This is a genomic window from Oceanobacillus polygoni, from assembly GCF_008304605.1.
GTDB classification, from domain to species: Bacteria; Bacillota; Bacilli; order Bacillales; family Amphibacillaceae; genus Oceanobacillus; species Oceanobacillus polygoni.
This window is the reverse complement of sequence record NZ_PIJY01000004.1, coordinates 148,751-164,384: the sequence shown is the minus strand read 5'-3', so window position 1 is coordinate 164,384 and position 15,634 is coordinate 148,751. Positions and strand designations below refer to the sequence as shown.

Below are 15,634 nucleotides of genomic sequence, written 5' to 3'. Positions count from 1 at the left end.
GAGCAGGAATGAACTGCACCCCGATTGTTAGACATACTCTAACAATTGGAGGTGCAGTTTTTATATGCTAAAGGAAGGAGGGGGGAGAGTTATTTTTGTTTTAGAGCATCATAGACATTTTGGGAGAGTTGAGGTGACTGAATAAAAGGGACATTGTTAATGTAACAGATTTTGTATGATACTTGGTATACCCTGTTTTTCGATGCTCTTTTGAAACGCATCTGTTTTTATAAGAAATGTAGTGAGGTTTTGGTTTATGGTGTTAATAATGGTTTTCTCTAAACTAGTTACAGTTTTCCATTCTTCTAAATGATAAATTAACCCTTGTTGTTTTAAATAATGCAAATTAAATTCTTCTTGACCTGGTAACGCATCATAGACAAAGACTGGTAGTCCTTTCCATAGACATTCTGTAATCGTTACTCCGCCAGGCTTTGAAATAATTGCGTCAGCTTCATTATAAAGCTGATTCATATCCTGTTTAGAACTTATGTAGGGGATTGCATGGATACATGGGTGTTTGAGTCGAACAACGGATTCATATAACTTTTTGTTTTTTCCGCATAACACACGATAGACAACTTTTCCTAATGGATTTAATTGATGAAGTACTTTCATAATAGAGCCGGCCCCCATATTTCCACCGCTAATTAAAATGGAATAATTTACTTGCTCCTTTAAACGATGTCTCGGTTCTTTAAAGATTGGATGGACAGGGATTCCAGTTACAAAAATTAGATTTGATTCCACTCCTTTGCTTCGTAATTCTTGCTTTATATGAAAACTTGGAACAAAGTGATAGTCGATATGTTGTATTCCCCAAAGATCGTTAATAAAATAATCGGTGTATACATTAATTACCGTGCCCTTCCATAGTCCCATGCTTTTTAATTGATTCACCAAATAAGAAGGAAGAGCATGCGTGCAAACAACGATATCAGGCTTTTTCTGATGTAGTAAATAGAGCATTTTTTTTAAGAATAACTTTTCATAGGTGAGAAATCGTTTGTTGCTTTTAGCTTGTTGAACTGCTGCAGATTTATAGATTCGGCTGTACAAATGAGGGAACGTATGAATCCATTGTAAATATGTGGAGGATACGAGAGACTCTGCCTTGCCGTAGCAATAAGACAAAAGTTCAACCTTTTCACATTGTATGCAATCAGAAGCTTCCTTCAATTGTTCGGTTATACATTCAGCGACATGATGATGTCCTGAAGGGATTTGCAGTAGAGGCATGAATAAAATTCGGTTCAACAAAATCTCCTCCTTTTTGAATACGCATCTTTCGTAATTATTTTGTGAAGTAGCAGTAATTTCATTCCATAAACCTTTAATTACCAGTAATTTCATTCCATAAACCTTTAATTACCAGTAATAGGACCTTGGCTTTTATCCAAAATATACATGTACTAGATAATCGATAAGGAGCACTGGAATGAGTATAAATATAAAACAAAATTGTCTTTTCCTTTGGAATTTGATTGACCCAATTTATTTTCAATTTACACGGTTACGTTTTATTAAAAATACCTTTGGTGAAAAGACGATTATTAGAGTGCGCATTACAAGGTATAAAGGGGAAAAAGTAACGTTAGCGGATGGAACGGTTATCAATAAAAACGACTTCCTTTTGAAAATCCACTTGCATAATGTTAAGCTATTACGTCAGTTACAGAAGTACGATAGTGACATCAAAAGGGCATTTATTACGTATAAGCATGTGCAAGAATCACTTCCATCCGTTATTCAGTATATACAAGCAAATGTGTACGCAAATCGAATCAAGGGATTAATTGGTATAACAAGCATGCATAAGGGATGCAAGCGATTAGGCTTTGAAGTACATACCATTCAAAGTCCATATTATAGAGCGTTCAAAAGAATTTCTTTCTTTCCAATTTATAAATTGTCCTCCCCTAAAGGAAAAAGAATACCGGATCCTGTTTACTTATTCATGTCCATGGATGGGTTATTTAAAAAGTATAAAAAATGAAGGTTACTCGTGTTGAGCGAGCTTTTTATTTTTATACTTTAAGCGTATCCATATATTACAACTAAAAAAATGGACTCTACTCCTTTATACTAGATAGTAGGAGGAGATTAAATGATATTTCTGATGATGGCCATTCTGATATTACCGCTATCTTATTATTTTTATAGAGGCTATAAAAACACACATGACATTGTTATTAATCATGTTGATATAGATAAAGATTCTTCCGTAAACCCTGATAATTCATCATTCCGCATCTTGCACCTTTCCGATATGCATCTCGAAAATATATCGATCACACCAGAACAATTGTATAAACAATTAAAAAATCATCCGATTGACCTTATTGCGTTGACAGGAGATTTTCTAGATCGAAAACGAAGCATCCCACGACTTGTCCCGTATTTAGAGGTTTTAAAGAAACTAAATCCCGAATATGGTACCTACGCTGTTTTTGGCAATCATGATTATGTACTGAGAGATGCTAGCTTTGTTCAGTTAAACGAACTATTGATGGATTATGGAATTAAAACGATGCAAAACGAAAATGAAACCATAGATGTTAATGGAACAACGGTAAATATTATTGGAATAGATGATTTTAGTACGAACCGAAGTGATATAACAAAGGCTTACAAGGGATTGAAAAAAGGAAAAAATTTAGTGTTAACTCATGATCCGAATATCGTGTTAGCAATGGATGACCATTTTGATTATTTATTATCTGGCCATTTTCATGGTGGACAAATTTGCTGGCCGAAGCCATACCATTTATTAAAAATGGGGAAATTAGTTCGGATGAACATGATAAAAGGTTTGCAGCATCACAATGGTCGACCTTTTTATATAAGTGAGGGGCTCGGTCAAACTGGGGTAAATATTCGTGTTGGGAGTCGCCCTGAAATTACTTTCCACCATTTGCATTTGCATCAATCTAAGCAGGAGAATGCTGGGGGAGAGATGGAAAGAATATTACAAGTTGGATAACGGTTTAGGTCCAACGTTCACACCAAATAATCCCCAACGCATGGTTGGGGATTATTTCTTCTATAGAGAGCGATTCCTCGCCCCGTGTGAACAATATTATATTTAACTACAGCTTCTCGTTCATACCTCAAGTTTACGCTTACTTAAATTCTTAATAATGGCATCTGTAATTTCAGCAGTATTATGCGTTCCACCTAAATCCCTTGTTAAGATCCCTTGGCGAGTTGTTTCTTCAATCGCCTGATTAATACGGCTTGCTTCCTCTGAAAGTCCCAGGTGATCTAGCATTAAAGCAGCGCTGCCAATTGTTCCGATTGGATTTGCGATTCCTTTACCGGCAATGTCTGGAGCGGAACCATGAACCGATTCAAACATACTCGGCGTACGCTTTACGGGATTTAGGTTAGCGCTTGCTGCTATTCCCAGACTACCTGCAAGAGCGCTTCCTAAGTCTGATAAAATATCAGCAAATAGATTGGAGGCGACAACGACTTCTAATTCCTCCGGATGTAAGACAAATTGAGCTGCCATTGCATCTACAAGCCACTGGTCGGTCTCGACATCAGGGTATTCTTTGCTAACACGTGCAAATACCTCATCCCATAGAACCATTCCATATTGTTGCGCATTGCTTTTCGTTACACTTGTAACTTTTTTGCGTTTGCGCGTTCTGGCAAGGTCAAAGGCAAATCGAATGATTCGCTCACATCCCTTTTCTGTAAAGAGTGCCGATTGGACGGCAACTTCATTACTTCCTTCTCTTCCTGAAAAGTTCCTTCCACCAACACCCGAATACTCTCCTTCTGAATTTTCTCGTACTAAAATCCAATTTAAGTTATCGACATCAGGATGATTCAGTCTTCTTGGTACACCAGGCAAAAATTCAACGGGACGTATATTAGCCCATTGGTCTAATCCTTGGCAGATAGCTAAACGTAAGCCCCAAAGACTGACGTGATCGGGAACTCCTGGAAATCCGACAGCTCCAAAATATATAGCATCATAATCACTTAACTTTTCAACACCATCTTCATCCATCATCTTTCCGTTCTCTAAATAATATTCACAACCCCACGGGAAGAAATCGGTTTCAAAAGTGAAATCACCATTTGATTCGTTAGCTAAATAATCAAGTACGTGTAGACCCGCATCAACGACTTCTATCCCAATCCCGTCTCCTGGAATAACAGCAATCCGGTAGTTTCTTGTTTTAATCACGTGAAGCTCCTCCTTTAAAAATACATAGAATTTAAAATATTGTTAACACAAATACTAAATTAATGTATACGTTATTGTCAAGTGTGTTATTGTTCAATAAAATTATAAATGGTTTAATACCGATTTAAGCTAATTTTGGAAATAAATAATAAAACCTGTTGACTTTAATGTATTCATTGATGTAAAATCTCATTAAAGAATTTTCTGAATAAAACGTCGGCACTGATTAAAAGCGGTAACAAAAAAGTGGGAGGTTGAATATGACAATTGTAAAAGAATTTTGGGCACTGATGTGGGTATGGAATGATCAGATTAAAGCAATGTTGACTTCGGCAATTCGTATATTTTCACCTGCAACATTTTCAAAGATGCAAAGTACTGCAGAACCATTGGAAAATGAAAAGCTTAACGTGGAGGTTGAAAAGCAAAAAAGACCATCCCATTATTCGAAGCCGCAATTAATCGGCTTGTTTATAGGTCCATTCTTATTTATTGTTATTAAGATTTGTGTATCTCCTGCTGAAATGCCGAATGAGGCAATTACGGTGCTCGCATCCATCGCTTGGGTTGCAACATGGTGGGTAACAGAAGCTGTCCCGATACCAATTACTTCCCTATTGCCATTACTACTGTTTCCGATGACAGGTGTGATGGAGACGGGAGAAGTATCTGCATCTTATGGAGACTCGCTCATATTTCTTTTCGCGGGCAGCTTTATGATAGCGCTTTCTATGGAAAAATGGAATTTACATAGACGTGTTGCGCTTTCGATTATTTCGTTTGTGGGAACAAATCCGAGTACCATTATTCTCGGCTTTATGATTGCGACAGGGTTCCTTTCAATGTGGATATCTAATACTGCGACTACACTCATGATGGTACCTATTAGTCTGGCGGTTACAAAGCATGTTTCAGATTCCTTGAAAAATAATACGAGTATAGATACGGCGCCAGGGAAGTTCCCATTTGGAACAGCCTTAATGCTTGGGACAGCTTATTCGGCAACAATTGGCGGATTTGGATCGCTGATTGGAGCGCCAGCGAATATTATCTTGGCGGGGACTGTTTCTCGTTTGTATGGGGTAGAAATAACTTTTGCTCGCTGGTTGTTATTTGGAGTACCAATGGTTGTAATCATCATTCCGCTTGTCTGGCTATACCTTACTAAAGTTGCCTTTCCACTAAAAGTAAAAGAGATACCTGGTGGAAGAGAAATCATTAAGAAAGATCTACAAGGGTTAGGGAAAATGAGCTACGAAGAAAAAGTAGTTCTCACCGTTTTTATATTAACTGCTGTGGCATGGATTACGCGGAGCTTCTTTCTGAATAAATTCGTACCTGGTTTAGACGATACGTTAATCGCCTTACTCGCAGGTGTAATCCTATTCTTAATACCTGCTAAAAATAAAGAAGGTAACATCATGGATTGGAATACAGCGCTTAAACTTCCATGGGGAATTTTGTGGCTATTCGGTGGGGGACTGGCATTAGCTGCTGGAATTATGAACTCTGGTTTAGATCAGTGGATTGGTGGGCAATTAACCAACTTTGAACATGTTCCGCTATTCTTTACCATTGCGTTGATTGTAACCCTGATTACAACCTTGACAGAGTTTACATCAAACACGGCAACAGCTACAATGGTGTATCCGATTGTCGCTGTCGCTGCTGCATCGCTTGGTACAGATCCAATTGTTTTGATGGTAGCTGCCAATATGGGGGCGACGTTTGCTTACATGTTTCCGGTCGCCGCGCCACCAAATGCGATTGTATTTGGTACGGGCTATGTAAGAATGGCAGATATGGCAAAAACAGGTGTATGGTTAAACTTATTCTCGATTACGTTCACGGTCATTGTTGTTTATTACTATGTTCCAATCATTTTCGGGCATTTAATGTAATGAAAATAGACTAGTATCCAACATGTTTACAGGATGCTAGTCTTGTTTTGTATTGCTATTTATCTTTTCAATACCTGCTAAAATTTCCTTTTGTGCCCGTTTCCGGTGGGACTGCATCATGATGCGAGCGGCATTTTCATCTTTGGCTCGCATACACGCAATGATTGCTTGATGTTCTTTAATGGAACGGAGCGGAAATGGACGATCATTAATCGTAAATAGTCGGGCTCGATAGGTTTGATCGGAATGAATTTCAATAACGGAGCTGAGCCGTTTATTTTCCGCAAGCTCAATAATCATCGAGTGAAAACGCTCATCCAATACAGCCCATTTTTTTAAGTCTTTGTTTTCCAATGCTTCTTCTTGCTTTTCAATAATTGCTTCGAGTTGATTGATTTCCTCGTCTCTAGCCTTGTTTGTAGCTATTTCGATAGCAAGTCCATCTAAATTTTCTATAATTTGATAAATTTCCTTTAAATCTTCCTGGACAATTGGTTCGACGATAAAACCACGTCTCGGAATCAATCGTACAACCCTCTCCGTCTCCAAACGTACTAAAGCCTCTCGGACAGGAGTTCTGCTCATTTCTAATACTTCGCTCATTTCTCGTTCTAATAAGGTTTTTCCGGGAGGTAAAACCAAATCGCGAATAGCCAATCGTATAATATGGTATGCTCGCTGAGGTAATCGATACTCCTGTAAAGACTCTAGCCGATTGATAAACCCACGTAATTCTTGAATGCTATTTTGTGTGGCATGTGTTGTATTCGTATCTCCATTTTTCATCTTTACTGCCCCCTAGTCTAGTGAAATTTTATGCTATTGCTATGGGTTGCTTTTTTATTATTGTATACCATCTTTTTTGAATGTTCTAATGTTAACGAACTTGAATATTTGCTAGAAGTTATATGCTAATAGATCATTGGACGGATCAGCAACTGATTTTAGCATCTTCATTAATCTAAAAAATTGAATTGCACACGGAAGCTCATCTGCCCGTCCCCCTATTTTTTAGAACGGAAATCGTGTATATCTTTCGGAAATTAAATCTCATCTCTTGAAGCGGTGACCATGCATTTAAGCCTATGTTAGAAAGTGTTATGAATATATACATCTCCTGGTATAGCATCCAAGTTTATTCACATCGTGTATTGGACATAATTATGAAAAAAGTATAAAACACATCCACACTGACGTTGTGTACAGATAAGAAAGAAATTTTCTTAATCTGTATCATGAAGAGCACTTGCCATAAAGACTATCAATCTTAGAGCAGAATATGGTGTAGCTCTAAATGTTGGATTTATTTATTCTTTAATACATTAGGAGGGATTATGATGACGGACAACGAGAACAATCAAATAACAGAACAAGCAAATACAACTAGTACAAGACGTGCCTTTTTAAAGAGTTCAGGATTAACATTTGGTGGGATTGCAATTGGTGCGACATTTGGTGGCTTACTTGGAAATTTAAAGGGTGGGGACGTGCAAACAGAACAAGCACCACCACCGCCGGTCGCTGAAGTTGCTAACCCAAATGTTGCCTTAATGTTTTTTAACCCAGAAGAATATCAAACTACAAATGTAGCTGTGGAACGTATTTTTCCGGAGGACGAGAATGGTCCTGGTGCTATGGAATTGAATGCTGCGATCTATATAGATCATCAACTTGCTAGTCAATGGGGAGTAAATGCGAGAGATTATCGGCTAGGTCCATTTTATAACCCTGAACCAACACAAGGGGAACAAATCAAACTGTTACGCCAAGATTTATTCCGCTTAGGCTTGAAAAGGCTGGATAATTACAGCAATGAAAATTACGAAAGACAGTTTATAGACTTAGAAGCAGGAGAGCAAGACGAAGTTTTAGTTGCTTTTGAGAAAGGTGAAGCAGGTTCGATTTCAGGTGTTTCTACAGCGGAGTTTTTTAAATTGCTCAGACAGTTAACGTTAGAGGGTGTTTATGCAGATCCGATGTATGGTGGCAATAAAGAGATGCTAGGGTGGGAAATGCGAAAGTATCCTGGTACAAGAATGGGTTATGTAAATGAAATCCAAAAAAAGGATTTTGTTGAACTGGAGCCAAACAGCCTCCAGAGTCATATGGGACATTCATAAGAATAGAAAGGGTTGAGAAACATGGCTACAAAATTACCTATAGAACCTGTAGTTGTCGTTGGAATGGGTTGGGCTGGGGGGATTATTGCCTCCGAACTAACAAAGGCTGGAATCAAAGTCGTCGGACTCGAGCGAGGGAAAGAAAGGAAGATGAGTGATTATCTTATGGTCCATGACGAACTCCGCTTCCAGCATCGAGAAGAATTAATGCAAGACTTATCCAAAGAAACCGTTACGCATCGTAATAACAACAAGATGAGAGCACTTCCAATGCGTCAATATGGGACGTTTATTGTTGGTGATGGTCTTGGAGGTGCAGGTAGTCATTGGAATGGGCAAACATATCGTTTTCTTCCATATGATTTTGAAATTAAAACGATGACGGAAAAAAGATACGGGAAAAATAAAATCAAAGCCGAATATCCACTTCAGGATTGGGGTATTACATATGACGAGTTAGAACCATATTACGATACCTTTGAAAAAATGTCCGGTATTTCTGGGGAGACAGTTGAATTATATGGTCATCGTTCAAATCCTTATCCAACCAAACCAATGTTAAAAACACCCGTATTAGAGGAATTTGAAAAGGCAACCAAAAAACTTGGTTACAAACCTTATATGATCCCTTCTGGGAATTTATCGGAGAATTACGAAAACCCAGATGGTGTTTCACGTGCAGCTTGTCAATACTGTGCGTACTGCGAAAACTTTGGTTGTGAGTACGGCGCAAAAGCGGACCCAGTTGTTACTGTTCTGCCTGTTGCACAAGGAACGGGTAACCTTGATCTACGTACACATGCTAACGTAACACGAATTTTAAATGATGGGACGAAAGCTACAGGTGTTATTTATGTGGATACACTTACTGGGGAGGAATTTGAACAACCTGCAGAAGTAGTAGTCGTCGCAAGTTATGTATTCAATAATGCCAGACTACTGCTTAATTCTAGACTTGGTAAACCGTATGATCCAGCTAATGGAACAGGTGTTATTGGTAAAAATTATTGTTACCAAGTAAGCTCCGGGTACTCTACTTTATTTTATAATGATAGAGAATTTAATCTATATGCTGGAGCTGGGGCGTTGGGGATTGAAATTCCTGAATTCACAGGTGATAATTTCGACCATACGAATGAGAACTTTATTCACGGAGCAGGAATCCGCTCTACACAATACGGGAACCGGCCAATTGCCAATAATAACGTGCCAATTGGAACGCCTTCGTGGGGAAAAGAATTTAAGGAACAATCAATTACGTACACAAACAGCATCCTCCAGGTCAAATCACAAGGTGCAAGTATGCCTCACCGACAAAATTATATTGATTTGGATCCTACTTATAAAGATGCGTACGGCATGCCATTATTGCGTATAACGTATGATTATACAGAACAAGACAATGCGTTAGTAAAGTATATGGCTAAAGTTACAAGATCGATTGCTGAAGAAATGGGCCCAGATCATATAGATACAGTTGGTGAACAAGCGCCCTTCAATGTAAACGTCGATACGAACACACATAATACTGGAGGCGTCATCATGGGTGCTGAACCTGAAACGTCAGCAATTAATTCTTATCAACAGATGTGGGATGCTGAAAATGTATTTGTAGTTGGGGCTTCAGCATTTCCGCATAACAGTTGTTTCAATCCAACTGGTACATTAGGTGCTTTATCTTATAGAGCTGCAGAAGGAATTGAAAAGTACCTTAAGCAAGGCGGTTCTCTTGTTTAAGTGTCTTTAATCCGTGGTTTCTTTCATCCCTGCTGATTGTTAGCTTAGTTAATCTAACTTAATCTTTGTATGATAGAATTCTTTTAGGTGGAGTATTCCTGTCTATTGTATAAAGAGATATAAAATACCTGCCTTCTATTGTGGAGCGGGTGTTTTCCTTTTTGAACAACGATTTCACCAAAAAATGTATGATTGAGTCAGGACTATGATTGTCTTTTTAGGGACATATTAATGTTAACTAAAAAAGTGAAAAGTAAGGTGATACATATGATGAAAATCAATTGGAAAGTTTTAATTTTTGCTAGTTTGTTTTCGTTAAGTTTATTATCAGCATGTAACGTTGATAATAACGATTCGAATGAGCAGCAGGATGATGTAAAGGATAACCCAACCCGTTATGAAAATGACGCGAACCTAGAGGATGAGGAAAATCAAGAAAATAAATCCTTTATACATGATGAAAATCCTAATCAAACAGATCAAGAGTTAGAAAAGGGAGGTAATCTAGAATTCGATAAAGGCAGAGGGGCAGAGTAGAGCTTTTGGGGTAGACCCTTGGAAAACATGAGAAATTTAAATAGAAGATATCAATTGGATAGGTTAAAAATAACTTCATTTGTATTTTATTATTTTGTAGTGAAAAGCATTCAAAGACGACGGAAAAAGCTAGAAGAATAAAATTAGATTTCGAAAAAGATCCATGTTATTGAACAGCTCGTTAGATTATTTGGAAGTGATCAAGTCAATGAACGTCATCCAGCAGCGCAGTTTAGTTACTATTTTACGAAACACAACCAACCAATCTAATAGTTGATAGAAGGAGGCAGGGCGTATTGTCTTCTTCTTTATTTATGGATAAAAAAATATAAAAATTCCTATCTGTATAAGTGCAATTAAGGCATTTGCTCTGTGAGCTTGGCGAATATCAAGTTCTAATCCACTGAAGTAAATCCTATTTTATTTTATCTTAGACGATAATGTGAAAGCATTAATACTGGTTTTGATCAACGAGTTTCCTTGTGTTTCCTTTTCGATCTAAAGCATAAGCTGGTCTTTTGCTGCGGTGAAAAAGCTACACTAGTTTAACTGCAAAAAATAAGTGGAATATCCATTAATAAGTGGAACACTATTGAAATTGCAAGGAGGCTCGTTATGATGAAGAAACATCAACTTTATATGGAAGGTAAGTATACAGACTCTACAGGGAACGAATGGCTGGATATTATCAATCCTGCTACAGAAGAGATGATCTCTCAAGTTCCTAGAGGGACGGATGAAGATGTTGATAGAGCTGTCCAAGCAGCTTTTAATGCCCAAAAAGACTGGGAGATGACCCCAAACATTGAGCGCGGGAAGATTGTTCGTAAATTAGGAGACGCCATTCAAGAAAAGCGGGAAACATTCATTGACTTGCTTCAGGAGGAACAAGGTAAAAATTACGAACTTGCTCAGGGAGAAGTGGATTTGGCGATTGACTATTTTCATTATATGTCCGAATGGGCGCGCAGGATAGAGGGCGACATTGTTCCGAGCGACCGTCCAAATGAGAATATCTATATTTACAAGAAACCGATTGGTGTTGTTGCTGGCATTGTACCGTGGAATTTCCCGGTATTCATTCTTGCCAGAAAAGTTGCTTCAGCGCTTGTCACTGGCTGTACGCTTGTCCTAAAGCCAAGCCAGAAAACACCGAATACAACAATGGAATTTACGAAGATTGTTGATAATATGAAAGAAATTCCTAAAGGCGTGTACAATGTTGTAACTGGAACTGGTTCAGAGGTTGGGAATGCATTGGCAAGCCATGAAAAAGTTGCCATGGTATCGATGACCGGCAGCATTCCTGCGGGTACAAAAGTAATGGAAGCTGCTGCATCTAATATTACTAAAGTAAACCTGGAATTAGGTGGCAAAGCACCTGCTATCGTTACGAAACATGCAGATCTGGATTTAGCTACTCAAAACATTACCATATCACGACTTGCCAACAATGGACAGGCCTGTACGAACGCAGAACGCATTTATGTTCAGGAAGATATTGCAGATTCCTTTATAGATAAGCTGAAAGAAAAGTTTGAAAGCCAAATAATTGGTAATCCACGGCAAAACAAAGAAGCCGATATTGGTCCGCTAATTAGCAGTGACCGTCTCGAAACGGTGGATGATATGGTGCAAAAAGCAAAAGAGAACGGTGCTAAAGTAATCATTGGCGGTGAGCGTGCAAATCAAGACAAGGGCTATTTTTATCAGCCGACAATCTTAACGAATGTGACACATGAATCAGACATCATGCAGGAGGAAATTTTCGGACCTGTCATCCCGATTGATACCTTTAAAACGCTCGATGAAGCGATCGAAAAAGGAAATGATACGGTTTATGGTCTTTCTTCTTCCGTCTATACGGAAGATATGAATGAAGCAATGCGTGTGATCAATGAGCTGAAATTTGGCGAGACGTATGTCAACCGTGAAAATTTTGAAGCCGTCCAGGGCTATCATGCGGGAATGAGGAAATCCGGTCTGGGCGGAACAGACGGGAAACATGGTATTGAAGATTTCCTTGTCACCCATGTTGTTTACATGCAGTATAACAAAGATAAACAGTAAAAATACGAGCGGGGCAGTTTTTTTCTGTCCTGCTTTTAGTATCTCATCATGTTTTACAAACTGGTGAGCGGGAACATTCTAAACAGATATCATATAAAGGAGAGACTACATTATGAACGTACTCGTTATTGGAGCAAATGGACAAGTTGGTAAGAAGGTTGTGAAAGAATTGGCTAATTCGAATCATAAGGCGACGGCAATGGTGCGCAAAGAAGAACAGATCGATAAATTAAAAGAAATCGGGGCAGACAATGTCGTGCTTGCCAACCTTGAAGAAGACTTTAGTTCTGCATTTGATGGCGTGGATGCAGTCATTTTTGCAGCAGGTTCCGGTGGTTCTACTGGAGCAGATAAAACAATGACTGTTGATTTATATGGTTCTATAAAAGCAGTAGATTATGCTAAGGAAAAAGGAGTTAAGCGCTTTGTTCAATTAAGTGCAGTTGGATCCAGCAATCCAGATGAACAGGATGAGAAAATCAAGCATTATATGGTTGCAAAGGGCGTTGCGGATCGCCATCTGCAGCAAACGGATCTTGACTATACAATTGTTCGGCCTGGTCCACTATCTAATAATGAAGCGAAAGGGGAAATTAAGATATCACCTGAATTCACCGACATTGGTGACGAATCCATTCCAAGGGTAGATGTAGCGCATATTCTTGTAGATGTGCTTGACCGTAACAACACGTACAAGAAAACGTTTGAAGTAATACAAGGCGAAAAAGAGGTCGGTGAAGTGTTAGGTGCTTTATAAGATAATGAACCATCTGGCCTGTAAAGTAATAGGCCAAGCATCAGTTTAGTAACTTTTTCAAGGGTTTACCTTTGTCAAAGGGAATAAGGGAGGAAGGCAGTGAATTCTGCCTTCTTCTTTTTATATAGAGAAAGGAAAACATGGTTGCTTGTTATATTTAAAATATCTTTAATTTTAAAAAATGTTTCTTTATATGTTTAATCCCTCGTTTATTAAATTTGGCTTATTTTCCTTACTGAGAAAGATAAATTTATGTGTTTTGAAAAGAATAAAATTAATTTTTATTTAATCAGCGTAAGAACAAGCGTTCTTGACTTTTGGAATAGAATAGCATATCTTTTAGCTAACTAAAGATTTATTCTTTCTAAGAGTGAAGGGTGTATGAATGGGCAAGTAAAAATAATTGGAGTACAGGGTTCAGATGAAATACCTTCGTTTAGCAAGGACGATTTCTGATTTAAGTGGCGATGAACCCATTATGAATCATGCCGTATGGGAGACTATTACAATGAGGCATACAAATCCAACTAAACAACAAATTGGGACGATGAGGTAAATAAGCTAGAGCATCTTGTATGGTGCCTTGGTGGTTTTATGTATTATGTTGTCGATGAATTCGTTATTACACTACTAGATTTAGCTAATGAAATATTTAAATTTCTAATATAAATCAAGGTAAGATTGAAAAAATAGGGAGGGATGATAGATTGTCCAAATTTTGGAAGATGGTAGTTAGCTATATTGTCGCACTCATATTAGTTCTTACAATTTATATAGGTATAAGTGAATTATATTTAACTATCCACAAATGGATATTCGAAAATAGCGACCTTAGTGTGTTTAGAATATCTCAAATAATAGGTATTGTTGCTACTGTACTTATATCAACTATTGCTTTGGCAAAAGAGATTCGTGCGTATCCTGGGAACGTTTCTATAGGAGCAACAAATCTGCCTAATTTCATGTACCATCCTGATTTTGAGAAGTTACATAATTCATCATTCTTAAAGGACCGTGAAAAATTAAAAGCCAAAATCAATGAACAAGAACAATATAATGAGGAGTTATTAGATGAATTAGAAAGAAAAGATCTTGAATTTGAACAAGTGGCATACATTAGTGATATTTTTATTAGACATCATAAAAATGCAAGTCGGCTGGTTCGCTCTTTATTGCAACTATTAAATGAAGGTAGTCCATACTGGAAATGGGAGTTCTGTAATAATATTCTAGATGAATGCGTAACTATATTGTTAGAAGACAGAGCTGACAAATCATCAACGATATATTTTATAAATGGCGAAAACAAACTTGAAATGTTTGCATATAATCGTATAGAATTTTCATCGTCCAGAAATAGAAAGTTTAAAAAAGGAGAAGGGTTTGCAGGGTATATCTGGAAAACTGGTGAAACAGAGCTTGTATCAGATGTATTAAACAGCCCTCACTTTAAAGGAGCATATGCACCGAGACATGAATATGGTTCCATTTTAGGTGTCCCAATAAAAATAGGAGAAAAAGTGGTAGGTGTTCTTTGTGTTCAAAGTGAAGATATAGATGAATTTCATTCTGATGATGAAAGAACTGTAATATTTTATGCAGATATGTGTGCGTTAGCGCATTTTTATGATAAAATTAATGATAGATAAAGGGGTGTACAACTATGCATACTGTAAAAAAACAGAAAAGTTATGGACTAAACCTTGAAAGAGAGCTAAAGGAAACGTTAAAAGCATCCCGTAAGAGAACGGATAAATTATTACGAAAAGCACAGAATTTAGGTATGGCAGATATTTACACGGACAATGATGGACGAATTAGGAGAAAAAAAGAGTTTTAAGTGGACAACTTTTTATTTCGGCTAATTCGCTTTTATTTTAATGGGGCGAACAGATTCAATTAAAGGCAATTAATCTTATGAAAATGGAGCAACATGTTTCAAAAGCACTTTCAGGCTTGGACAATTCGGAAGAAATTACACAAAAGCATAAAAAGTCCCCCGCCTGTATGACCAGTAGGAGGACCGTCTCTTATCTATTTTTCAAAGCTGCTTCAATATGATTCACACCTAGTTCCGTGATTGCTTCATACTGATTTCCTTGGCCAATTTCTACTACAGGTACATGACGGACGCCGTATTTTGCATCTAGAATGTCTCGTCTATCATCATAATCAGTTACATCAATATCCTTGTATGCAATTCCTTTTTCATCTAAATATTGCTTCACCTCTCCACAGTAACTACAACCTTGTTTGGACCAAACGACTACGTTTAAAGCTTCATTTGCCATTTTCTAATACTCCCTTTCTC

15 protein-coding genes are annotated in these 15,634 nt (G+C 37.7%); 11 read left to right on the top strand and 4 right to left on the bottom strand.

The genetic code is table 11. The annotated features are described in order from the left end of the window. Positions 1-156 precede the first annotated feature (156 nt). Positions 157-1,257 carry an MGDG synthase family glycosyltransferase gene (locus tag F1560_RS02160; RefSeq protein WP_187773603.1) on the bottom strand — a complete coding sequence of 367 codons (1,101 nt, stop codon included), beginning with the start codon at positions 1,255-1,257 and terminating at the stop codon, positions 157-159. A 181-nt stretch (positions 1,258-1,438) separates the two neighbouring features. Between F1560_RS02160 and F1560_RS02155 the strand changes: the two genes are divergently transcribed. Then, the gene (locus tag F1560_RS02155; protein WP_149473022.1) at positions 1,439-1,996 is read left to right on the top strand and encodes a YkoP family protein; all 558 of its coding nucleotides are present in this window, start codon (positions 1,439-1,441) and stop codon (positions 1,994-1,996) included. A gap of 111 nt (positions 1,997-2,107) precedes the next feature. Beyond that, entirely contained in the window at positions 2,108-2,983 is an 876-nt protein-coding gene (locus F1560_RS02150) for a metallophosphoesterase (RefSeq protein WP_149473021.1), read from the top strand. A gap of 120 nt (positions 2,984-3,103) precedes the next feature. On the opposite strand, the gene F1560_RS02145 is transcribed toward F1560_RS02150, so the two are convergent. Next, positions 3,104-4,198, bottom strand: coding sequence for a tartrate dehydrogenase (locus tag F1560_RS02145; protein WP_210095909.1), 1,095 nt, complete (start codon positions 4,196-4,198; stop codon positions 3,104-3,106). 263 nt (positions 4,199-4,461) lie between these two features. Between F1560_RS02145 and F1560_RS02140 the strand changes: the two genes are divergently transcribed. Continuing rightward, on the top strand, positions 4,462-6,102 hold the full coding sequence (locus tag F1560_RS02140) for an SLC13 family permease (RefSeq protein WP_149473019.1): 1,641 nt from the start codon (positions 4,462-4,464) through the stop codon (positions 6,100-6,102). A gap of 36 nt (positions 6,103-6,138) precedes the next feature. On the opposite strand, the gene F1560_RS02135 is transcribed toward F1560_RS02140, so the two are convergent. Next, entirely contained in the window at positions 6,139-6,888 is a 750-nt protein-coding gene (locus F1560_RS02135) for a GntR family transcriptional regulator (RefSeq protein WP_149473018.1), read from the bottom strand. 551 nt (positions 6,889-7,439) lie between these two features. On the opposite strand from F1560_RS02135, the gene F1560_RS02130 reads away from it, so the two are divergent. The 8 genes from F1560_RS02130 to F1560_RS21990 all read left to right on the top strand — a co-directional run bounded on the left by F1560_RS02130 (position 7,440) and on the right by F1560_RS21990 (position 15,163). Beyond that, a complete protein-coding gene (locus F1560_RS02130) occupies positions 7,440-8,222 on the top strand; it encodes a gluconate 2-dehydrogenase subunit 3 family protein (RefSeq protein WP_149473017.1) in 783 nt (260 codons plus the stop codon). A 21-nt stretch (positions 8,223-8,243) separates the two neighbouring features. Beyond that, positions 8,244-9,959, top strand: a complete 1,716-nt coding sequence (locus F1560_RS02125) for a GMC family oxidoreductase (RefSeq protein ID WP_149473016.1) — start codon at positions 8,244-8,246, stop codon at positions 9,957-9,959. A gap of 270 nt (positions 9,960-10,229) precedes the next feature. After that, positions 10,230-10,496, top strand: a complete 267-nt coding sequence (locus F1560_RS02120) for a hypothetical protein (RefSeq protein WP_149473015.1) — start codon at positions 10,230-10,232, stop codon at positions 10,494-10,496. Positions 10,497-11,114: 618 nt separating this feature from the next. Beyond that, positions 11,115-12,566, top strand: a complete 1,452-nt coding sequence (gene aldA, locus F1560_RS02115) for an aldehyde dehydrogenase (RefSeq protein ID WP_149473014.1) — start codon at positions 11,115-11,117, stop codon at positions 12,564-12,566. Positions 12,567-12,678: 112 nt separating this feature from the next. Then, positions 12,679-13,323, top strand: coding sequence for an SDR family oxidoreductase (locus F1560_RS02110; RefSeq protein ID WP_149473013.1), 645 nt, complete (start codon positions 12,679-12,681; stop codon positions 13,321-13,323). Between the two features lie 421 nt (positions 13,324-13,744). Next, positions 13,745-13,879 carry a hypothetical protein gene (locus tag F1560_RS22565; protein ID WP_187773602.1) on the top strand — a complete coding sequence of 45 codons (135 nt, stop codon included), beginning with the start codon at positions 13,745-13,747 and terminating at the stop codon, positions 13,877-13,879. Positions 13,880-14,030: 151 nt separating this feature from the next. After that, complete coding sequence (locus F1560_RS02105) at positions 14,031-14,972, top strand: GAF domain-containing protein (protein WP_149473012.1); 942 nt, start codon at positions 14,031-14,033, stop codon at positions 14,970-14,972. Between the two features lie 14 nt (positions 14,973-14,986). Further along, positions 14,987-15,163, top strand: a complete 177-nt coding sequence (locus F1560_RS21990; protein WP_187773601.1) for a hypothetical protein — start codon at positions 14,987-14,989, stop codon at positions 15,161-15,163. Positions 15,164-15,353: 190 nt separating this feature from the next. Here F1560_RS21990 and F1560_RS02100 read toward each other — a convergent pair whose 3' ends face one another. Further along, on the bottom strand, positions 15,354-15,614 hold the full coding sequence (locus F1560_RS02100; RefSeq protein WP_149473011.1) for a glutaredoxin family protein: 261 nt from the start codon (positions 15,612-15,614) through the stop codon (positions 15,354-15,356). Between the last annotated feature and the right edge of the window lie 20 nt (positions 15,615-15,634).

Bases quoted from the DNA above. Each gene is read 5' to 3' on its own strand.
- F1560_RS02150 (WP_149473021.1), top strand. From the start codon at position 2,108: ATGATATTTCTGATGATGGCCATTCTGATATTACCGCTATCTTATTAT.
- F1560_RS02125 (WP_149473016.1), top strand. From the start codon at position 8,244: ATGGCTACAAAATTACCTATAGAACCTGTAGTTGTCGTTGGAATGGGT.
- F1560_RS02120 (WP_149473015.1), top strand. From the start codon at position 10,230: ATGAAAATCAATTGGAAAGTTTTAATTTTTGCTAGTTTGTTTTCGTTA.
- F1560_RS02130 (WP_149473017.1), top strand. From the start codon at position 7,440: ATGACGGACAACGAGAACAATCAAATAACAGAACAAGCAAATACAACT.
- F1560_RS22565 (WP_187773602.1), top strand. From the start codon at position 13,745: ATGAAATACCTTCGTTTAGCAAGGACGATTTCTGATTTAAGTGGCGAT.
- F1560_RS02110 (WP_149473013.1), top strand. From the start codon at position 12,679: ATGAACGTACTCGTTATTGGAGCAAATGGACAAGTTGGTAAGAAGGTT.
- F1560_RS02140 (WP_149473019.1), top strand. From the start codon at position 4,462: ATGACAATTGTAAAAGAATTTTGGGCACTGATGTGGGTATGGAATGAT.
- F1560_RS21990 (WP_187773601.1), top strand. From the start codon at position 14,987: ATGCATACTGTAAAAAAACAGAAAAGTTATGGACTAAACCTTGAAAGA.
- F1560_RS02155 (WP_149473022.1), top strand. From the start codon at position 1,439: ATGAGTATAAATATAAAACAAAATTGTCTTTTCCTTTGGAATTTGATT.
- F1560_RS02100 (WP_149473011.1), bottom strand. From the start codon at position 15,614: ATGGCAAATGAAGCTTTAAACGTAGTCGTTTGGTCCAAACAAGGTTGT.
- aldA (WP_149473014.1), top strand. From the start codon at position 11,115: ATGAAGAAACATCAACTTTATATGGAAGGTAAGTATACAGACTCTACA.
- F1560_RS02135 (WP_149473018.1), bottom strand. From the start codon at position 6,888: ATGAAAAATGGAGATACGAATACAACACATGCCACACAAAATAGCATT.